The organism is Novosphingobium sp. 32-60-15, from assembly GCF_002280675.1.
Lineage (GTDB): Bacteria > Pseudomonadota > Alphaproteobacteria > Sphingomonadales > Sphingomonadaceae > Novosphingobium.
Window position 1 is genome coordinate 1 of sequence record NZ_NCEN01000032.1, and the last position, 20,014, is coordinate 20,014.

At 58.1% G+C, this 20,014-nt stretch carries 19 protein-coding genes; 6 read left to right on the top strand and 13 right to left on the bottom strand.

The features are described 5' to 3' along the window. The first annotated feature begins 219 nt into the window (after positions 1-219). Positions 220-750 carry a PEP-CTERM sorting domain-containing protein gene (locus B7Y89_RS16530; RefSeq protein ID WP_292940118.1) on the top strand — a complete coding sequence of 177 codons (531 nt, stop codon included), beginning with the start codon at positions 220-222 and terminating at the stop codon, positions 748-750. Between the two features lie 167 nt (positions 751-917). Next, a complete protein-coding gene (locus B7Y89_RS16535; protein WP_292940121.1) occupies positions 918-1,151 on the top strand; it encodes a DUF2805 domain-containing protein in 234 nt (77 codons plus the stop codon). Between the two features lie 9 nt (positions 1,152-1,160). Here the strand turns inward: B7Y89_RS16535 and B7Y89_RS16540 are convergent, their stop codons facing one another. Beyond that, complete coding sequence (locus tag B7Y89_RS16540) at positions 1,161-1,550, bottom strand: dihydroneopterin aldolase (protein ID WP_292940124.1); 390 nt, start codon at positions 1,548-1,550, stop codon at positions 1,161-1,163. 189 nt (positions 1,551-1,739) lie between these two features. Here B7Y89_RS16540 and B7Y89_RS16545 point away from each other — a divergent pair, with 189 nt between their 5' ends. Further along, positions 1,740-2,708, top strand: coding sequence for a bile acid:sodium symporter family protein (locus B7Y89_RS16545; protein WP_292940127.1), 969 nt, complete (start codon positions 1,740-1,742; stop codon positions 2,706-2,708). Between the two features lie 15 nt (positions 2,709-2,723). On the opposite strand, the gene B7Y89_RS16550 is transcribed toward B7Y89_RS16545, so the two are convergent. From B7Y89_RS16550 to B7Y89_RS16575, 6 genes are all read right to left on the bottom strand, one after another. Next, the gene (locus B7Y89_RS16550; protein WP_292940129.1) at positions 2,724-3,950 is read right to left on the bottom strand and encodes an acyl-CoA dehydrogenase family protein; all 1,227 of its coding nucleotides are present in this window, start codon (positions 3,948-3,950) and stop codon (positions 2,724-2,726) included. Next, entirely contained in the window at positions 3,950-5,041 is a 1,092-nt protein-coding gene (locus B7Y89_RS16555) for an acyl-CoA dehydrogenase family protein (RefSeq protein WP_292940132.1), read from the bottom strand. Before B7Y89_RS16555 ends, B7Y89_RS16550 begins: the two co-directional genes overlap by 1 nt. Positions 5,042-5,057: 16 nt before the next feature. Continuing rightward, complete coding sequence (locus B7Y89_RS16560) at positions 5,058-7,232, bottom strand: FAD-dependent oxidoreductase (protein ID WP_292940135.1); 2,175 nt, start codon at positions 7,230-7,232, stop codon at positions 5,058-5,060. A gap of 14 nt (positions 7,233-7,246) precedes the next feature. Next, on the bottom strand, positions 7,247-8,461 hold the full coding sequence (locus tag B7Y89_RS16565) for an acetyl-CoA C-acetyltransferase (RefSeq protein WP_292940138.1): 1,215 nt from the start codon (positions 8,459-8,461) through the stop codon (positions 7,247-7,249). A gap of 118 nt (positions 8,462-8,579) precedes the next feature. Then, positions 8,580-9,266, bottom strand: a complete 687-nt coding sequence (locus B7Y89_RS16570) for a TetR/AcrR family transcriptional regulator (RefSeq protein ID WP_292940141.1) — start codon at positions 9,264-9,266, stop codon at positions 8,580-8,582. Between the two features lie 27 nt (positions 9,267-9,293). After that, on the bottom strand, positions 9,294-10,889 hold the full coding sequence (locus tag B7Y89_RS16575; RefSeq protein ID WP_292940144.1) for an AMP-binding protein: 1,596 nt from the start codon (positions 10,887-10,889) through the stop codon (positions 9,294-9,296). 368 nt (positions 10,890-11,257) lie between these two features. Between B7Y89_RS16575 and B7Y89_RS16580 the strand changes: the two genes are divergently transcribed. Both B7Y89_RS16580 and B7Y89_RS16585 read left to right on the top strand, forming a co-directional pair. Further along, the gene (locus B7Y89_RS16580; RefSeq protein WP_292940147.1) at positions 11,258-13,624 is read left to right on the top strand and encodes a TonB-dependent receptor; all 2,367 of its coding nucleotides are present in this window, start codon (positions 11,258-11,260) and stop codon (positions 13,622-13,624) included. A 90-nt stretch (positions 13,625-13,714) separates the two neighbouring features. Continuing rightward, on the top strand, positions 13,715-14,455 hold the full coding sequence (locus B7Y89_RS16585; RefSeq protein ID WP_292940150.1) for an SDR family oxidoreductase: 741 nt from the start codon (positions 13,715-13,717) through the stop codon (positions 14,453-14,455). Here the strand turns inward: B7Y89_RS16585 and B7Y89_RS16590 are convergent. Then, a complete protein-coding gene (locus tag B7Y89_RS16590) occupies positions 14,440-14,919 on the bottom strand; it encodes a nuclear transport factor 2 family protein (protein WP_292940153.1) in 480 nt (159 codons plus the stop codon). The two genes, B7Y89_RS16585 and B7Y89_RS16590, sit on opposite strands and share 16 nt — an antisense overlap. A gap of 100 nt (positions 14,920-15,019) precedes the next feature. Between B7Y89_RS16590 and B7Y89_RS16595 the strand changes: the two genes are divergently transcribed. Continuing rightward, complete coding sequence (locus B7Y89_RS16595) at positions 15,020-16,096, top strand: DUF1214 domain-containing protein (RefSeq protein WP_292940156.1); 1,077 nt, start codon at positions 15,020-15,022, stop codon at positions 16,094-16,096. Here B7Y89_RS16595 and B7Y89_RS16600 read toward each other — a convergent pair. The 5 genes from B7Y89_RS16600 to B7Y89_RS16620 all read right to left on the bottom strand — a co-directional run bounded on the left by B7Y89_RS16600 (position 16,093) and on the right by B7Y89_RS16620 (position 19,815). Continuing rightward, entirely contained in the window at positions 16,093-16,626 is a 534-nt protein-coding gene (locus B7Y89_RS16600) for an Lrp/AsnC family transcriptional regulator (RefSeq protein ID WP_292940159.1), read from the bottom strand. The genes B7Y89_RS16595 and B7Y89_RS16600 overlap by 4 nt on opposite strands. A gap of 13 nt (positions 16,627-16,639) precedes the next feature. Then, positions 16,640-17,131 (bottom strand): Lrp/AsnC family transcriptional regulator, encoded by a 492-nt coding sequence (locus B7Y89_RS16605; protein WP_292940162.1) that lies wholly within the window; start codon positions 17,129-17,131, stop codon positions 16,640-16,642. 143 nt (positions 17,132-17,274) lie between these two features. Then, positions 17,275-18,090 carry an SDR family oxidoreductase gene (locus tag B7Y89_RS16610; RefSeq protein WP_292940165.1) on the bottom strand — a complete coding sequence of 272 codons (816 nt, stop codon included), beginning with the start codon at positions 18,088-18,090 and terminating at the stop codon, positions 17,275-17,277. A gap of 13 nt (positions 18,091-18,103) precedes the next feature. Next, complete coding sequence (locus tag B7Y89_RS16615; protein WP_292940168.1) at positions 18,104-19,177, bottom strand: alkene reductase; 1,074 nt, start codon at positions 19,175-19,177, stop codon at positions 18,104-18,106. Positions 19,178-19,182: 5 nt separating this feature from the next. Continuing rightward, positions 19,183-19,815: a nuclear transport factor 2 family protein gene (locus tag B7Y89_RS16620; protein WP_292940171.1), complete on the bottom strand. Its 633-nt coding sequence runs from the start codon at positions 19,813-19,815 to the stop codon at positions 19,183-19,185. Positions 19,816-20,014: the final 199 nt, after the last annotated feature.

Genomic DNA, 20,014 nt, shown 5'->3' on the forward strand with positions numbered 1-20,014 from the left:
ACAACCAGAGTTCCGACAAAAGCAGCGCCTCCTCAACGCCGCTATTGAATCAAGCCATCGCCGCCAGCGCAAGCGATTTAATGGGTCCTGAGCCTAGTTGAACTTCCCCGACACATGCTGCTGACATGGCTGCAAGAGGTAAAGATTTGGTTTGGGGCAGTAACGCAGCAGCGAATTTAGGGCTGCAGCACGCTGAAAATTGACGGAAGGGTTTTAACTATGCCTATTAAGAAGCTTTTAGCCGCTGCCGTAGCTCTTGCTGCTGCATCGACCGCGATGCCGGCATCAGCCGCAATCTACACCTACACGATGACCAACAATTCGGTGTTGAGCATCAATTCGACATCGCAGTCGGCCACGTTCACCGGCGCGGACATCAACGCATCGATGACCAGCGCAGCCTTCGCGGCTTTCCCGGGTGGTGCATTGCCAAACTTCACAGCGGTGCTCAGCTCGCTCGATGGCACGCGCCTGATCAATGGCCAGCAGGTTACCGACAATCCGCTGTACGCAACCACAACGCACCCGCAGAAGTTGATCATGAGCGGTGCCAACGTGAACCTGTGGGCATGGTGGGGCAACCCCATCGTCGGTGGTGACTATCTGACCAAGATCAAGTCCTACACCTTCAACAGCACCACTGGCGGAACGTCAGTGCCAGAACCCGGCATGCTGGGTCTGCTGGGTGCCGGTCTTGCCGGTCTTGCGCTGGCCCGCCGCAACCGTCGCCGCGCGCCAAAGGCTGCCTGATCCCGGCAGATACCTGCCAAGACACAAAAGCATGACAAGGCCCCGTCCGGCAAGGACGGGGCCTTTTGCTTGTTTGCCCTGCGGGACGGGTTGTGTTTGAAGGCATCCAGCAGCATCCGGCAGCGTCGTTTGCGGCGCACCAGCTTTAGGCCAATGTGCAACAATCCATGATCTTGGCAGGACGTTTGATGCAAAAGCCTGAATTGGAGCCTTCTCAGATCAGCGAGATTATCGAACTGGCGTTAAGCGATACGGTCAGCTTTGCCCACATCCGCGCCATGCACGGGTTGGGGCCAGACGCTGTCAAAGCATTGATGCGCGGTCAGTTGAAGCCTGGCAGTTACAGGGCATGGCGTAAGCGGGTGAGGCAGTTTTCAGACAGGCGGGCTGTTTACAAATAGGCTGAGGTCCTACGTTTGCGCAAACGCTGCCATGTCTTCAGCATCAAGCGTCATTCGAACGCCCAATGAACCTGTATTGCCGAGCACCGGGCGCTTTCTGATGCAAATATCCAGTGCGGTGATCTGGCTGTAAGTGATGCAGGCAGCAATAATCTGCGTCATCAAATATTCTTGAGTATGGTAATGCTGGCTGCAGGCGATCTGGTCAATCCGCGCAATCAGCGGGTCATAATCAAAGACCAATGCCATATCATCTGCACGGATCTGCACGAGTTCGGGCGCAATGGTCAGCGTTAGATCAAGAATGTGCGCGTCAGGGACCACATCTTGAGGGCCATACGTGCCGATGGCTGCTGCAATTTCGAGATCGCGCAATTCAATCTTTGCCATACGTGCCATAGTTTTAATGTTCCGATGCAGGGTTGCGCTTGTTCATTTGCCAAGACTGGACGCTGCCATTGCCGAGGGGGCGCATAACGGCAACATGGGCGTCTGGGCACACAGCCGGAGCAATTGCCCTTGCCACCAGTTTGTGGCTTTGCGCTCTGAACAGTTCACTGGCTTGATGAAGGTTATAACGGCAGGACCATGGCATTGCGTTTGAAAATCCCGGCGATTGATCACTTTACGCTGTTGCTGATCGGAACGGTCGTGGCGGCAACGCTGCTTCCCGCGCAGGGGATTGCGTTGGTCGCGTTCGATTACGCTGCCGATACCGCTATCGTCCTCCTGTTTTTTCTGCATGGTGCAAAGCTCTCACGCGACGCAATCTGGGCTGGGATCACAAATTGGCGGCTGCATCTTCTGGTGCTGGCCTTCACTTATGTGTTGTTTCCGGTGCTTGGCCTCGCGGCTGAACAGGTGGCTGGGTTGATTGTTGATCCCGCTTTGGCAGTGGGGCTGCTGTTTCTCACGCTGCTGCCATCAACCGTGCAAAGTTCAATTGCGTTTACCGCAATCGCGCGGGGGAATGTAGCGGCTGCGGTGTGCAGTGCTTCGCTATCAAATCTTCTTGGTATCGTGCTGACGCCGCTTTTGGTGACGTTGTTGATCCATGCTGGCGGGGCAGGTAGCGTAAACGGCCTTGGTTCAGTGCAGAAAATCGCCACACAACTGTTGCTGCCGTTTGTGGCGGGGCATGTTTTGAGGCCGGTCATCGGCGCGTGGATCGACAAACATAAGCGGTTGTTACAACCGGTGGATCGCGGTTCAATCCTGCTGGTGGTCTATGCGGCGTTTAGCGCGGCCGTCGTGAATGGCGTTTGGCAAAGGGTAGGGCCATTTGATCTGGGTGTGTTGTTTGTCGCATCAGTGGCGATCCTGGGCGTAATAATCGCGCTGAACGGGATGGCTTCGCGCCTTGCCGGCTTTTCGCACGAGGATTCGGTGGTCTTGCTGTTCTGTGGTTCGAAAAAGAGCCTGGTAACAGGTGTGCCGATGGCAGGCGCACTGTTTGCACCCGAACAGGTGGGTATGGTCATTCTGCCACTGATGATCTTCCACCAGTTGCAATTGCTCGTCTGCGCATGGCTGGCCGCGCGTTATGCGAAGAGCTGATCCGGCAAACTCGCCCTAACGCTCCAGTTCGCGGAACGGTAAATCACGGTCGGTGCGGATTTCACCGGGAAGGCCAAGGACGCGTTCGGCTATGGTGTTCTTCTGGATTTCATCGGTGCCGCCTGCGATGCGCGCACCAGGCGCAGAAATCCACAGCAACTGCGGCAGCCGCCATTCCGCGCCCAGATCCTGCGCGGCAATCAGCCCTTCTGCACCGCCCAGTTCAATTGCAAGCGCGCCGCCGGTTTGGAAGGCGCGTGCGCCGATAAGCTTGACCGACGCCATTTCCGGGCCGGGGCTTTCCCCCCGAGAAATCGCGCTCATGCCGCGCCGGACGATCAGATCTACGCCGAACTGCTGGATATAAGTATCGGCAATGCCAGCGCGGACGGTGGCGTTGCTAATGGCAGGGGCGCCGTTCCATTCAGCCTGCTGCGCCAAGCCGATTAGCTGCGCATACAAATCGCCCGAGAAGTTGCTGCCCAACGCAAACCGTTCTTGCATCAGCGTGGATAGCATCACCTTCCAGCCGTTACCTTCGTGCCCCAATCGCTCGCTATCGGGGATGCGAACGTCATTGAGAAAGACTTCGTTGAAGTGATATTCATCGCTGGCTTGGTGGATGGGGCGCACATCCACCCCCTCGGCCTTCATATCGACAATGAACATGGTCAGGCCTTTTGCCTTCGGGCTATCCCAATCGGTACGCGCCAGCAGGATGCCATAATCGGCAAAGTGCGCGCCTGATGTCCAGACTTTCTGGCCGGTTACCACCCAATCGTCGCCATCGCGCACTGCGCGGGTGCGGACGTTGCCGATGTCTGATCCTGCAGAGGGTTCCGAGAAAAGCTGGCACCAGATGTGGTCGCCCATAAAAGCGCGCGCGAGGTACTTTTCCTTTTGTTCAGGCGTTCCCCACATGGCCACGGTGGGCAGGGCGGTACCAAGGCTGACTTCAAAGACACAGTCAGGCACCAGAAATTTGGCCTCTTCCTGACTGTAGACCACTTGCATGGCGGGTGTGCCGCCAAGACCGCCCATCGTTTTGGGTGCAGCGATTGCAGCATAGCCGGCTTTGGCTTTTTTGGCCTGCCACGTGCGGGCAGCGGCAAGGTAATCGTCCTCGTTCAACCCAGCGCCGAACTTGTCCTCACGGGTATGACGCTCGGTTGCATTGGCTTTCAGCCACGCGCGCACTTCTGCGCGGAATTGGGCTTCTAGAGGAGTGTCGTTAAAGTCCATTATGCCGCTTCCTCAATCAGTGCAGCCGCCAGCGCATCGCGCCAGACATGGGTTGTGCCGATGATCTGGCCCAGCCATCGGGCGCGGCGCAAATGGATGTGGCAGTCCATTTCCCAAGTATAGCCAATGCCGCCGTGCAAATGCAGGCTCTCTTCAGCCGCAAAAGTATAGGCATCGGTTGCAGCGACGCGCGCAGCAGAAGCCGCACGAGCAAGTTCTGGCGCGTCTGTTGCCATCGCCCAGGCACCGTAATAGGCATGCGCACGTGCCAGTTCTATCGCTGCGAACATATCGGCCAGCTTATGCTTTACGCTTTGAAAGCTGCCAATCGTGCGACCAAAGGCATGCCGTTCCAATGCATAATCGCGCGCAGCGTAAAGCGCACGTTCTGCACCGCCCACTTGTTCAAAAGCAAGGAGGACTGCCGCACCTTCGGTGATGCGGCGGGCGATGGCTGCGGTATCACCGCCCGAAAGTTCCTCTGCAGCGGTACCATCGAAAGTCAGCTTGGCCAAAGGACGGCTTGGATCAAGTGATGCACGCGGAATGCGCATCACATCTGCACTGGTAAGATCTACAATGACGAGGCGCTGATCCACATACAGGACCGCGATGCTTGCTGCCATGCCATCGGGCACAGCATCAATGGTTCCGCTGAGCTTGCCACCGACAATAGTTAGACGTCGACCCTCGGCCAAGGTTTGCGCGCGCGGATCCAGCACGGCCGTTGCAATAACTTCTCCATTGGCCAACTGGGGAAGCCAAGCTGCCTTTTGCGTCGCACTGCCCCCCAATTTGATTGCTTCTGCCGCAAGGTATATGCTGGATAACAGCGGGACTGCGGTCAAAGCTCGGCCGGCTTCTTCCGCTATCAGACACAATTCCAGATGGCCCAGACCAGCACCCCCGAATGCCTCGGGGATAGAAATGCCCAATGCGCCAAGGTCGGCCAGATGTTGCCACGTTTTGGCGCTGTATGATGCCTTGCCGTCCAGCACAGTCCGCACTTCGGCGCTGGTGCTGATGTCTTTCAGCACACGCCGGACTTCTTCCTGCAACCGCCGTTGATCTTCAGAAAAATCAAAGTTCATAAAATTGTCTTTCGGATCAGGCCGCGATGGCAGTGCCAGGCGAGCGCACTGCGCCATCGCCGTGAAATGTTTTGCCCTCGCGCGCCATGTCTCGGATCAATTGGGGTAGCGCGTAAAGATCGCCATAGTGCGCGGCCAAGCGATCACATTGTGCAATCACATGGGACAGGCCCAGCGTATCCATCGCGGCAAACGGCCCCCCAAGGTAGGCCGGGAAGCCTACGCCAAGCGTTGCCCCCAGATCACCGTCGATCACATCAACGAGCACGCCTTGCGCAAAGGCGCGCGCGGCTTCGGCAAGCTGGGCGTAAAGGATGCGGTCCTTGACCTCGGCGATGGAGTGCTGCTGCGGCAACAGCGGGTAAAGCGAGCCAAGGCCGGTCCACAGGCGCTTGTCGCCACTGGCGTCCCAATCGAAAAAGCCCTTGCCGTTTTTCATGCCATAGCGGCCTGCTTCGAACAGCTTGCCGATCACGGCGAAGCGCAGGTCCGTCTCGCCCCGCTCTTCGGCCTGGCTTTTGCTGGCGTGATAGCTGACATCGATCCCGATGGAATCCGAAATGGCCAGCGCGCCCATCGGCATGCCGACCATGCGGGCGGCGTTTTCGATCAATGCCGGCTTCACCCCGCTTTCCACCATATCGAGGCTGGCGGTGATGAATGCCCCGATGAAGCGCGTGGTAAAGAAGCCGGGGCCATCGTTGACGGTGATCGGCGTTTTGCGGATGGCGCTGACGAAATCGAGCGCGGTTGCCCAACTGGCTTCGTCAGACTGTTTGCCCCGGATGATTTCAACCAGCGGCATCCGTTCTGCCGGACTGAAAAAGTGCATGCCGATGAAGCGCGCCTGTTCCGTGGCATATCCGGCAAGGCTGGTAATGGGCAGGGCCGATGTGTTGGATGCGATCACCGTGCCTGCCGGAACGGCGGCGGCGATTTTGGCAATCACGTCCTTTTTGACGGCGCGGTCTTCAAACACGCTTTCGATGACCAGTTGCGTGTGGCCAAGCGCGGCGTAATCGGTGCCGGGGTGGATGTGGCCCAGCACTTTATCGATTTTGGACTGTGTGGTGCGGCCCTTTTCCAGATCGCGCGCCATCCGCTTTGCGGCATAGGCCTTGCCCTTTTCCGCTGCTGCTAGATCGCGGTCGATCAGCACCACATCGATCCCGGCTTTGGCGGCGGCAAAGGCAATGCCTGCGCCCATCGTGCCTGCACCGACAATGCCGATGCGGTGGAACGTCACTTTTTCAACGCCCGCCGGACGCGCGGCAAGGCTTTCAGCCTTGCCCTTGTTGATGAACATCGTGCGGATCAGGTTGCGCGCCACCGGATCGATCATCAATTGCGCAAAGTATTTGGCTTCCACGCCCAGCGCCTTGTCCATCGGCAATTGCAGGCCTTCGTAAAGGCATGCGGCGATCTTTTCCGGACCCGGCATGTTGCCGAACGTGTTGGCGCGGGTGTTGGCATTTATGCCGATGAACGTGTTGCGGAAGGATGGGGTCAGGGTATCGCCGCCGCCGGGCACCTTGAAGCCCTTTTTGTCCCAAGGCTGCACCGCATCGCCACCGGCGCGCAGCCATGCCTTGGCGGCTTCGATCAATCCGTCTGCCGGAACAACGGCGTGGACAACGCCCGCCTTCAGCGCCTCTTGCGGGGACAGGTTCTTGCCTTGAAGCAGCAGCGGCAGGCAAGCGGCAAGGCCGATCAGGCGCGGCAGGCGCTGGGTGCCGCCGCCGCCCGGCAACAGGCCAACCTGCGATTCAGGCAAGCCCAGCATGATACGCGGATCATCGGCGACCACACGGTAATGACAGGCGAGCGCGATCTCCAACCCGCCCCCCAAGGCCAGCCCGTTGATGGCGCAGGCCACCGCCTTTCCGGCGGTTTCCATCCAGCGCAACAGGCGTGACAGGCTGGCAAACAGATGCGCAATTTCGGCAGGGGCCATGCTGCCCACGTCCAGGCCGCCGCCCAGCATCTTCAGGTCGCCACCGGCAACGAAGGTGGATTTGCCCGACGTGATGACCACGCCCTTGACCGCATCATCGGCCATCGCGCGGCGCAGGGCGGCCTCGAAGGCATTGCTGAGCGTTGCCCCGAGCACGTTCATCTTTTCGCCCGGAAGATCGAGCACCAGCGTGCAGATGCCATCGCCATCGACGCTATAGGTTACGGCTTCACTCATCGTCATGCGCTCCCTCAACCCACCCGTTCCAGCACCATGGCAATGCCCATGCCGCCTGCCGCGCAGAGCGTGACGACGCCAAGGCCCACATCGCAGCGCTCCATTTCATCGACCAGCGTGCCTGCAATCATCGCGCCGGTAGCGCCAAGGGGGTGGCCCATGGCGATGGCACCACCGTTTACGTTCATGCGGTCATGCGGAATGTTCATCGTGTCCATCAGCCGCAGCGGGACGGCGGCAAAAGCTTCGTTCAGTTCCCACAGATCGATGTCTGAAGGGACAAGGCCCGCAACTTCCAGCGCGCGCTGGCAGGCTGGCGTCGGGCCATCAAGCATCAGCGCAGGTTCCGATCCCAGCGTGATGAACGAGCGGATGCGGGCACGCGGCTTCATGCCATAATCCGCGCCCGCCTGTGCCGAGCCGATCAGCACAAGGCCCGCGCCATCGACGATGCCCGAGCTGGAAGCGGCGGTGTGGACGTGTTCGATCCTGTCAATTTCGGGATAGCGTTGCAGGGCAAGGCCATCGAAGCCCATCGTTTTGCCAATGTCCGCAAAGGCAGGCTTGAGCGCGCCCAGCGTTTCCAGCGTGGCATCTGGTCGGATATGTTCGTCATGCGCCAACAGGACCGTGCCCAGAACGTCCACCACCGGTACAACGGCACGATCAAACCGGCCTTTGCGCCAGGCCTGTGCAGCGCGTTGCTGGCTGGCCAGCGCATAGGCATCAAGATCGGCGCGGGAATAACCGTTCAGCGTGGCGAGGAGATCGGCGCTGACGCCTTGCATGACGAAGGGCGTGTGGTTTGAAACGCGCGGATCAATGCCATGCGGCCCGCCGCCATCAGCCCCCATCGGAATGCGCGACATGCTTTCCACGCCGCCTGCAATGGCCATTTCTGTCATGCCGCAGCCGATTTTTGCCGCCAGAATGCTGACCGCTTCGAGCGCAGAGGCGCAGGCACGGTTGATGTGCAGCCCTGCGGCCCGGTCCGAAAAGCCCGCCAGAATAGGGGCGATGCGCGAGAGCGTAGCCCCTTGTTCACCAGCGGCAGAAACCGTGCCGAGAACCAGTTCGTCAAGGCTGTCATCGGGCAGAGCGTTGCGTTGCTTCAGCGCGACGAGCAGTTGCCGGACGAGTTCGACAGGGGTTGCCTCATGCAGCCCGCCATCGGGTTTGCCGCGTCCACGCGGGGTTCGCACATGATCGTAGATGAAAACGTCGCGCATGATGGTGTCGATCCGAATCCCGATGCCTCAATTAATATAATGCATTATAAATAAGTTTGAGGGCGTCAAGAGGCGTTGCGAAAAATCCGTTTTGGCAGGGCTTGCGATGAAGCGAGGTTCAGTCTGTTTTAGGCATGGCGGCTTGCATCGCTGCGGCCAGTGTCGCCTGCGCGGTATCATCAAACAGGCCAAAGAAGACGAGGGAAAAACCGGCGCGCAGTTCCACTTGCAACCGTTCGGTGGGCCAGTCCTGCAAGGCCCAGCGTTCAAAGGTGGCGTCAAACAGGCGCGTCAGGGTTGTGGCCAGCACGGGGGTGGGCACATTGGCAAGAACAAGGCCATCGCCGGTCAACCCTTCGATCAGGGGCTGGACCAACAAGGTGCCGACAGGGCTGGCGAATTGGGCGGTTTCCGCGGTGCCCAGCGAATACAGCGCCTTTACCAGATTGCGGTAAAACTTTGGATCTTTGGCATAGGCAGCCACCAGACGGTCAACCACGCCCAGCACCCTTTCAGCGGGCGGCAGGCCGATCATCCAGGTGTTATCGCGGTTGAAACCGCGCACCTGCCCTTCGAACAACTGGTTGAGCACAGCCGCCTTTGATCCGAACAGATTGTAGGGCGTGGCAAGGCTGACGCTCGCGCGCGCTGCGAGTTCCGGCATTGAAAAGTTGCCGTTTTCCCGTTCTCCAATCAATTCGCCCGCAGCGCGAACCAACCTTCGGCGGCGCTCGGCAAGGCCTTGCTGGCGGCGGCCGATTTTCGGGGCACCCATGGTTTCGAGGTCATTTTCAGCTTGCACCACGCATCGCCCTCGTCAAAATCTTGCCGTTCAACCTACTGCATTGGCGGCGATGCTCAAAGCCCAACGGTAGTCTTGTTTGCCCGCGGGCGAACGGCGCACTTCGTCAACCCAGACCAGCGCCTTGGGCACTTTGTAGCCAGCCAGTTTCTGTCCCAGAAATTCCCGCAATTCGCCAAGTGGCGGGCGCACAGCGCCATCGTTCGGCGATACGATGGCCACCACGCGTTCACCCCAACGGGCATCAGGTTGTCCTGCAACCACCGCATCCCTGATCGCGGGGTGATCGCGCAAGACCTGTTCCACTTCCTCGGGGAAAACCTTCTCGCCGCCGCTGTTGATGCATGTGGACCCACGGCCGAACACGGTAATCATACCGTCCTGTTCAAGGCGACCTGTATCACCACTTATCACCCAGACTTTGCCCTCGATTGTGCGGAACACTTCGGCAGTTTTAACCGGATCACCGAAATAGCCGATGGGTGTGTATCCCGAACGGGCGATGATCCCGGTTTCGCCAGCTTGTGCAAAGCGATCATCAAGCACTACTTTTAGATTTTCACTGCTTTGCAATTGCATCATGCCATCAGTGCTGGTTGCACCTGGCCCAGAGATGCCCGTTTCGGAAGAGCCCATGCCATCGCTAATCGTGGCGGATAGAGGCAAGAGGTCGCGCAAATCGTCCTTCACGGTCTGCGAGAATACCGCGCCCCCAGATCCGAAATTCACCAGACGCTGCAAATTCCACCGCTCAGGATGTGAGCGCAAGGTATCGCGGAGCGGGATGGCCATGGCATCGCCAACAATCTGAACGATGTTGACGCCAAGCTCTTCGATCTTCGTCCAGATTGCTTCGGCATCAAACGTACGGCTTTCATCAAGGACTACCGTCAACCCGTTCAACAGGGCCGACCAAGCGGCCCACAATGCTGCAGCATGCATCAGCGGGGCGAGTGGCAATAATTTAAGAGGATAACCTTTGGCGGCACGGTCCGCGATGTCTTGCGGGGCCTGCATCGGGCCGGAAGGGTTGAAATACCCCCCTCCGCCAACGCAACCAAAAACAAACGCCTGGTGTCTCCACATCACGCCTTTGGGCATGCCAGTGGTACCGCCGGTGTAAATCAGAAGAATATCATCTTCACTGCGCTCAAAATGCGAAAGCAAAGGGCTTTCCAGTAGAGTGTTATAAGCGATGAGCCCGGCAGTACCGGTGTCTGAACCATCTTCCACCGACACTGAGGCTTTAAGATCCGGTAACTGAGGTTGCAAAGCGCGCATGATATCGTTGAATTCTGCACCGTGGATGACAGCCGCAGCCGCTGCATTTTGGAACAAATAGCGCAATTCGTCTTCACGATAGCGGAAGTTTACATTGAACGGCACAGCACCCAGCTTCACGATAGCGATGAAGGCTTCAATATGTTCGGCCCGGTTCATCAAATAGATACCGACCGTATCGCCATGCTTCACACCATTGGCAGCCAGACCGGAGGCTATCCTCTCAGCTCTCGCGTTCAGTTCGGCGTATGTTAGGGTAAGACTATCTGATTCCAGCGCGATCTTGGATGGCACAGTTGCTGCAACTGTTTCGAACAGGTCTGCAAGGTGAAACTGTTTTGCCATTGATTGCACCGCTCTCTCTCTTTGTCTGAACGTTGCGTCACTTTGCACCTTGGGAAAGGTGATCGAGCAACCTTGAGACGAATCATGCTTCAGTTTGCCTGACAATATCGGCATCCAAAAATATTAAAAGGCATTATAATATTTTTGGATGTCGCCGGTCACACCTCACCGACCCATTTTCGGCCATTGGGTTGGCGTAAGCCGACACAAGGACCGGGGTAAATGGCCTGACGTTGTTTAATATGCGTAAAAATTACACATTCGAGCTGCGGTTTATTAAAATATCTTGTCATACAAACTGCTATATAATAAGATGATGCCTCAATTAGAATACGCGATTGCGTATCAGCGTTCTGGAGAGGGACATCATGAGGAACCTTTTTGCAACAACGGCTTTGACTGCGCTTGCGCTCGTAAGCGTGCCTGCAACCGCGCAGGAAGCCGCCCAGGATTCGGCTGACAACGGCTCTGGCATTGGCGAGATTGTCGTTACCGCGCAAAAGCGGTCAGAAAACATTCAGGACGTGCCGATTGCGATTTCGGCGGTGGGCAGCCAGTTTTTGGAATCGCGCGGGATAACCTCGATTGACGGCCTGGGGTCGATTGCGCCGAACGTAAAGTTTGAACGCGCGCCATCCAACAAGACCATTTCGCAAATCGCCATTCGTGGTTCTGTGACGATCAATCCTGCGGTGACGTGGGAACCTGCGGTTGGGCTCTATTTGAACGGGGTCTATATCGCGAAGGCTCAAGGGTCGATCTTTGACGTGGCCGATCTTGAGCGCGTCGAAATCCTGCGCGGTCCGCAAGGCACCCTGTATGGCCGAAATGCTCTGGCAGGGGCTGTCAACCTCGTGCCCAAGATGCCCAGTGGTGAATTGGGTTTCCGAGGCGAGGCAACTTACGGCAACTTTGACCAGCGCCGGGTGCGCGCCTCGCTTGACCTGCCGTCGTTCGGGCCTTTCTCGCTCAAGCTTTCCGGTCAGATCCAACAGCGTGACGGCTTCATCAAGCTGACGCCAAATCCTTTCCCACAAGCTGTTGCAGCAGGCCCTGCCCGGACAGGGCGGACCAACGATCTTGATGGCAAAAGCGGCATGGTGCAACTGCGGTTCAAGCCTGAGGGCAGCAACTTTACCGCTGATTACATGTTCGATTATTCAAAGTTCGATCAGCGTCCTGACTATGCACAATTGGTGCGCGTCAACCGCAACGGACGGTTTGAGGATATCTTTGATCCCAATTCACCCGGATATGCCTTTGGTGGCGCGTTCTTCCCGCTGAACCTCTATGAAAATGCAGATCGTCAGTCGACTGCGTCGCTTGACGCCAATCCATTGTACGAACGCTCGCGCACATATGGCCATGCGCTGACATTGGCGCTTGATGTGGGTGCGGCGACGATCAAATCGATCACCGCATACCGCAATCTCAAATGGCAGGATTCACTTGATCTTGACGGATCGCCTCTGCCCGTCGCGCTAACCCAGCGTGACACGGATTTCCATAGCTGGAGCCAGGAACTGCAAGTCAGCGGGCGCGCATTGAACGATCGTCTGAATTATGTGGCGGGCGTGTTTTACTACAAGGAAAAGGCTGAAACGCTGGGGCCGCAAAGCTTCTTTGGTGGCGGGGCTTCCTATCAGTCTGACTATGGTTCGAACACCGAGGCGTTTGCCGCCTTTGCCCAGCTTGATTACAAGTTTACCGATGCGCTGACGCTGACAGTGGGTGGACGTTATACCCATGAGCGCAAGGATATCCGCCGCTTCTTCCGCATCAACTTCGATGCAGCCAATGGCATTTTTGCGCCACTGGTAGTGGCCAACATTCCCTATGGCGGCGTGCCTGACGCAACTTTCAACAAGTTCAATCCGGCAGTCACTTTGGCTTATGCTGCATCGCAAGACATCAATGTCTATGCCCGCTTTGCCCAAGGTTTCAAATCGGGCGGCTTCAATGGCGAAACCAACGATTTCCGCGCGCCGACTGCGGCATGCCCGACGGGCGCTGTGGAATTGTGCAATCCCTATCGTCCTGAAGAGGTCAACAGCTATGAAATGGGCCTGAAAACCCGTTTTGCCGATGGCCGCATCATCTTCAACGTGGCTGCTTTCTGGAATGAACATAAGGACATCCAGCTTTCGGTATTCACTGCTGGCGCGGGGGCATCGTCCATTGTCAGGAACGCAGCGCAAGCGCGGATCCGCGGACTTGAATTCGAAACGGTGGTCCGTCCAATCGATGCATTGACGATCAACGCATCGCTGGCGTTTCTTGATCCAAAATATAAGCGGTACATCGATGCCGTGAACGGTGTGGATACCGATGTTTCTGGCAACCGCGCGTTCCCGCACACGCCGAAGACGACAGGTTCGCTGGGTGTAGATTTGCGTGTTGCCGAGGGCGATTGGGGCCGCTTCAACGTGGGCGGTGATTTCAACTATGTGTCGGGGTATTATACGTTCCCATATGCACTGACCACACCAAACGCGTCGGCGCAAAATGCCAACAACACCCGTTCAAAAGGGCGCAGCATCGTCAATCTGCGCGCAGGCGTGGCCGAAGTGCCTTTGGGCGGTGCCAAGGCCGAATTCTCGCTTTGGGTGCGCAACCTGACCAAGGAAAGCGATCCTTCGAACTTCATCGACTTTGGCCCCGGCTTTGGTGGTTTGACGGTGGGCTACTTCCCCGATCCGCGCACATATGGCCTGACGGCTGCTGTGAAGTTCTGACATTGATAGGGCGGGCAGAAATGTCCGCCCTGTCGTTTAACGCCTGACAAAATTGATCGCGCAAAGCGTCACTGACCCGGAGAGAATGACATGCTGTTCGAAGGAAAACGCGGACTGATTACAGGTGCAGCTTCCGGTATCGGTCGTGCAACGGCGATCAAATTTGCAGCAGAAGGAGCGCAGCTTACGATTGGCGACCGCAATCTGGCAGGGCTCGAAGAAACGGCCGCGATGATGGCGATCAAGCCAGTGATCCAGGCCTATGACGCGACCGATTTCGACACATGCCGCGCATTGGTGGAATCCTCTGCGCGGGATGGTCTGGATTTCGTGTGCAACATTGCCGGGCTGTTGAAGTGGGGGCCGTCCGATGCGTTCAGCGCGCAGGATTTTGATCTGCTGATGACGGTCAACGCAACCAGCGTTTACGTAATCTGTCAGGCCGCGATGCCGCATCTGATAAAAAGCCGTGGCGCGATTGTGAACACGGCGTCGACTGCTGCGTTGCAAGGCCAGCCTTATAACATCGCCTATTCAGCATCGAAACATGCGGTGGCGGCCATTACGAAGGGCCTTGCCATTGAATATGCCGCGCAAGGCGTCCGGATCAATGCCATTTGCCCTGGTTTGGTGCTGACCCCAATGACGCGCGATACGCCGCCACCCGAAGGCGTCGATTGGGCATTGATGATGCGCAACGCGCCAAAGTTGCTGGACGGCGCATGCGAGCCTGAAGACATCGCCGAAATGTTCGCGTTTCTGGCCAGCGCCAAATCGCGCAAAGCCACCGGAGCGTTGTTCACTATCGACGGTGGTCAGATGGCGGGTTGAGCAGGCGCGAGCAACATGCGCGCAGCAAATGTGCCATCAAGCAAGGCGTTGGCGCGGTGAGCCACGCGCCAGCCTGCTTGAGTCCGCACCAAAGTCCAGCGATTGGCAGCAACACGAAGTGCTTCAAAGCGTCCTTCGCTATGTCGAAATACCACCGAATGGCCACGGGCCGTGGCACAATCGCCATCGATGTCGACTGTTACGGGGCCAAGCGCGTGCGCGCAGCCCGACGCCATAAGCGCACGGTGATAAGGCGCATCAATCAGCGCTGCGATAGCATCGTGACCCTTGGCCGTCGCAAAACCGGCCACCTCATACTCCCCATCATCGCACCACAATTGCGCCAAGGCTTGCGCGTCGCCACAATCGGCCAAAGTGCCATAAGTGGCGATCAATTCCCGAATGGATTCGCGATCTTCCAAAGCACCGATGCGCGCGGTCAAGGTTGCAAGATCGTTCGTCATTTCGAGGGCCTTTTTGCGCAACAAACGCGCGCTGCAAATCCTATGCGCTATCCTGTTTTGCTGCAATTGTTGATATCCCCTTGTCCGTCAGGAACTATGCATGCCTCAAGCACCCGTGAACCTTGAACACGTTTGGCGCGATTTTTGTGCGCAACTGGCCGATGCCGGGACCATACTTTCGCGGCCTTCAACACCGGGCAATGCGCTCGATCAGGCAGAGGGGTTGCGATATCTTAGCCGCCTGACACGTACGGCATTGAACATGCTGGTGGACAGCGCGGATCCCGATTTTCCGCGCTTGTTCATGCTATGCGATGACAAGATCAAGATCGGCGCGGACAACCCGGACAATATCTATCAGCAATGCGTGGTGCGGGGTGACCAGACATACCGCGTTACAGGTAAACGCAACTCGGTGCCGTACTGCTCAATTGGCAGCAAGGCCAACCGTTATGCCATTGATGGGACAATGGCATCGACCGGCGAAATTGAATTTTCCGATATGACGTTTTCTGATGATGGCAGCTTCGAAATGATCGTCAGCAAAGACAAGCATCTGGGCAACTGGTTGCCGCTGGCTGAGGACAGCACGCTCTTGATTGTGCGTCAGACATTTGATGACAAGGCCAGCCAGGCACCCGCTGAAATTCGTGTAGAACGCGTTGGAGCAGGACCAGCGGTTCCTGTCCTGTTAACGCCTGACGCAATTGAGCGGCAATTGACGGCGGCTGCTGCATGGACGCAAGGCACCGCCAACACTTTTGCCAATTGTTCGGAATGGTTCAAAGCGCAGCCCAACCAAATCTATGATGGCGATCAGAACGTCTTTCAAAAGGCAGGCGGCGATCCCAACATCTGGTATGGGCACTTCTATTACACCCTGAAACCGGGCGAAGCACTGGTGATCGAAACACCGGTGCCAGAATGCCGGATGTGGAACCTGCAGATTGACAATTGGTGGATGGAATCGCTCGACCACGTGCATCAAAAGGTTTGGCTGAATAACTCGATGGCCAAACTGGAGAGCGATGGCAGCGTCATAGTGGTTTGCGCGGATGCTGATCCCGGCTTTGGCAATTGGGTCGACCTGGCGGGACACCGTTCCGGCACAGGGCTGTGGCGCTGGTTTAATGCTGATCAGGTGGTCGTGCCCAAGATGCGGGTCATCACGCTTTAATCCGTGCTTTGCCGGGTTAGGTCTTCGAGTGTAGCGATGGGACCGATGGCCGCGTTGTATTTGACCGATTGCAGTACCAATTCGCTTTCTGCTTCGCGGATACCATCCAGGCTGAGTATCTGGTTCATAACTATGGCGGCATCATCAAGGCTTGGCAGGATGCAAACTGCAACCAAACGCGGGGTGGCATTGGCATCATACAGGGCGCTGACTTGCGGGATGGCCAACAGCGCCTCACGCACATGGTTGAGCTTGCCGCTGGCACAGCGGACAGTGACAAACATCATGTGTTGGCCACTGCCTTGGCCGCCCGTGCCCGCATCGCGCGCGCGATCGATATCAATGATGGGCACAAGCTTCAGCAACCCAGCGCCTTGCAGGCGTTTGACGCGGCCCCGGACGGTGCCCTCTGTCACGCCAAGATCTGCTGCAATCTTGCGGAAAGAGAGTCGCGCATCTTGTGCGAGCATCAAGGCGATGTCGCGATCAAGCTGATCGGTGGTGGGGTATTCAGGCGTTTCCATCGGCATCACGTGTACTCCATCACGTGCCCAATGGCCCTACGGCCGGAACGTAGCGATAGACGTTGTTGACAAGTTCAACGTCGACATCCTCGACACCTGCAATATCGGCCGAGGCATTGCGCACCGCCTCCAACATTTCACGCGCGTTATGAAAGGCATAGAGGCATGAAACGGGATAGCGGCCGGAGGTGATATGAACCGACAGAACATCTTCACGCTGCGCCATTTCGCGTGCAACTTCAATCGGAGCGCGGCCTGTAACCTGCAACCGGATACGCGCGACCATGCGATACCCGTGAATCCGGTAATCAGCCACGGCGACAACGCGCATCAGTCCGCCTGCATCCATCGCCCGGATTCGATTGGCCACCAGATTGCCTGACAGGCCCAATTCCTCGCCAATGGTTGTGCTTTGCGCACGGCCATCGCGGGCCAACACTTCAATTATGCGGTGATCAGTTTCGTCCAATGCGGTGGCACGTGGACGGCGTTGTGGCCTGTCGTCGCTCAAGTCCGGTCCTCTTTTGCATCTGAAAGATCAGAAACGCATAGTGCAACCGGCTTAAGTATCCTGACTGCCAAGAGCAAGAGGTAGCAATGCGCTGCCATGGCAACTGACGTCATCATCACCGGCGGCCTATCGTGCGCTACGGTTCACGAGAACCAGGCCCCACCGTTGACGTTCACCGTGCTACCTGTGGCAAAGCTGGCATCGTTGCTGGCAAGAAAAGCGACTGCGCCTGCGATCTCGTCCGGTTGGGCGAGCCGCTTCATCACGCTATCGGCGGCGACCGCTGCCTTTACTTCATCGGGCAACGGCGCATAAATCGGGGTTTCGGTTGCGCCGGGGTTGACCGCATTGACGCGGATGCCGCGCGGGGCCAGTTCGCGCGCCATGGCGCGGGTAAGGCCAAGCACGGCAGCCTTGGCGGTGACATAGGGCACGGGGCCATTGCCTGCCAGAGCGGCGGTGGAACCGATGTTGATGATGGCTCCGCCTTGACCGGAAGCATCAGGGCCTTGGCGCGCCATAATGCGCACGGCGGCGCGGCTGCACCGGAACGTGCCATCGAGCGTCACGGACAGGACGCGCGACCAGCCTTCATCGTGGCAATGGATCGTCTGGTCGGCATGGGCGGTTGGATCGCCACTGGCTTGTGCGGCCTGGCCTGCATAGTATTCGGCCATGCCATCGCCCGGCGCGCTGCCGATCCCTGCGTTGTTGACGAGGATATCGACGCCGCCCAGCCGCGCCTGGACTTGCGCAAAAGCCGCATCGACAGAGGCGGTATCGGACACATCGCAGGCCACGCCGATATGCGGGGCGGCCAGCACGGCAGCGGCGCTTTGTTCTGATAGATCAAGCACGGCCACGGTTGCCCCTTCGGCGGCGAGACGCCGCGCGATGGCGGCACCGATCCCTTGTGCGCCGCCCGTGACGACAGCCCGTTTGCCCTCAAGCCGGTTCATAAGCGTGATCCTTTTAACTTGCGGGCGGATAATCGGTGTAGCCGCGCGCATCATCGCCGTGGCCGGTGTAGAAGGTGGTGCGGTCTGCCTTGGCAAGCGGTGTGCCATTGCGAAAGCGTTCGACCAGATCGGGGTTGGCGATGAAGGCATAGCCGAAGGCGGCGGCATCGGCCTTGCCATCGGCGATCAGGCGTTGCGCCTTTTCCAGAGTAAGGCCGCAGTTTTCGATCACTGGTCCGGACCAGTTGGCGCGGACCAGATCAAGCGCATCGAAGCCTTCGTTCGGGATGTGGATGAGGTGGCAATATGCCAGCCCTATGCCATCGATTGCGCGTAGCAAAGTTGCATATGTTTCAGCCGGATCGGCATCGTTCATGCCGTTGAAGGTGACGCCGGGGCAAATGCGCAAGCCGACGCGGCCAGGCCCGATGGCTTCGGCCATGGCCGCCAGCACTTCGACCACAAAACGGACGCGGTTTTCTGCCGTACCGCCATAGGCATCGCTGCGCTGGTTGGAGTTGGAGGACAGGAACTGCATCGGCAGATAGCCCGAGGCGCAGTGCAGTTCCACACCATCGATCCCGGCTTCGCGGGCATTGCGCGCAGCGGCAACATATTCGGCGATGACGTTAGCGATTTCATCGGTTTCCAGCGCGCGCGGGGTTTCGGTGGGCACCGGAACGCCATCGGGGCCGGGGATCGGATCGGGGCTGGCAATAGCACTGGGCGCGATGGTGGGTGCATCGGCGGCCTTGTTGGCGCGCACCGAGGCACGGCCAACGTGCATCAGTTGCATGACGATCTGCCCGCCGCGTTCATGCACGGCATTGGCAACCTTGCGCCAGCCTGCGATCTGCACCGGCGAATGGATGCCCGGTGTGCGCCAATAGCCTTTGCCCGCAGGACAGGGCTGGGTGCCTTCGGTGACGATCAGGCCGGCGGAGGCGCGCTGGCGATAGTATTCGACCATGTGACCGGTCGGCTCGTCATCGGGGCCTGCGCGGTCACGCGTCATCGGGGCCATGACGATGCGGTTGGCAAGGGTGAGGTCACCCAGACGGACGGGGCTGAAGATGTCGTTTGCCATGACGGTCAGCTCCGCACGCGGGGACGGGGCAGGGGCGCACCCTTGCGCATGGTTTCGATGAACTTCTCAAGCGGGGCGGGCGGTTCCACCGGACCATCATGGGGTTGGCCGTGGCGCGCCCAATAGGTTTTCCAGCTCGGGAACAAATCGTGGAAGCTGCCGTGATAGGGCGCAACGCCCGGCCAGCGCATCTTGCGATCCCCCACCGGCGGCTTGTTGAGATCGGATGCGTACCAATAGAGTGGCAGGCGGCGGCGGAAATACCAGCGGCCATCGATGCGTTCGTACTGATCGAAATACATCATCTGCATGATGACCCATTCGGGGCCGCATTCATGCTCGTTCTTGGAATAGACAACGCCCTGCGCGTGATCGGCATCGTCAAAATCGATGATATGGCCGCCGATGTGGTGGCTGGTGCCGTCAAACTGCATCGAATGGGTTTCATCGAACCAGTCACGCAGCGCCTTGCGGCCCGACTTTCCGCCGCCGACCCGCACATCTTCGGGAAACAGGTTCACCCAGGCATCGCCATCGCGCATATCAAGCGCCAAGGAATACTTGGCCGGAAGCTGGCGAATAGCGTCTAGCGATTCAAGGCGATCAATCCGCGCTAGCAATGAGGCATTTTCAGTCACCCAATCCCTCTTTCGTTACATTTATGGAGGTGTGTTAGCTTTTGTATGCGGATTTTGCGCTTTTGCATACACCAATTTTTACGCAAAATGTATTTCCGTGAGCGCGTCGGGGCACACTTTGGATCGATGTTGCGGGGTTTCGGTCACGGTCCAGCAAATGTGCGCATGTTTGATCAGACATAAGCTAAAAATCATCCTA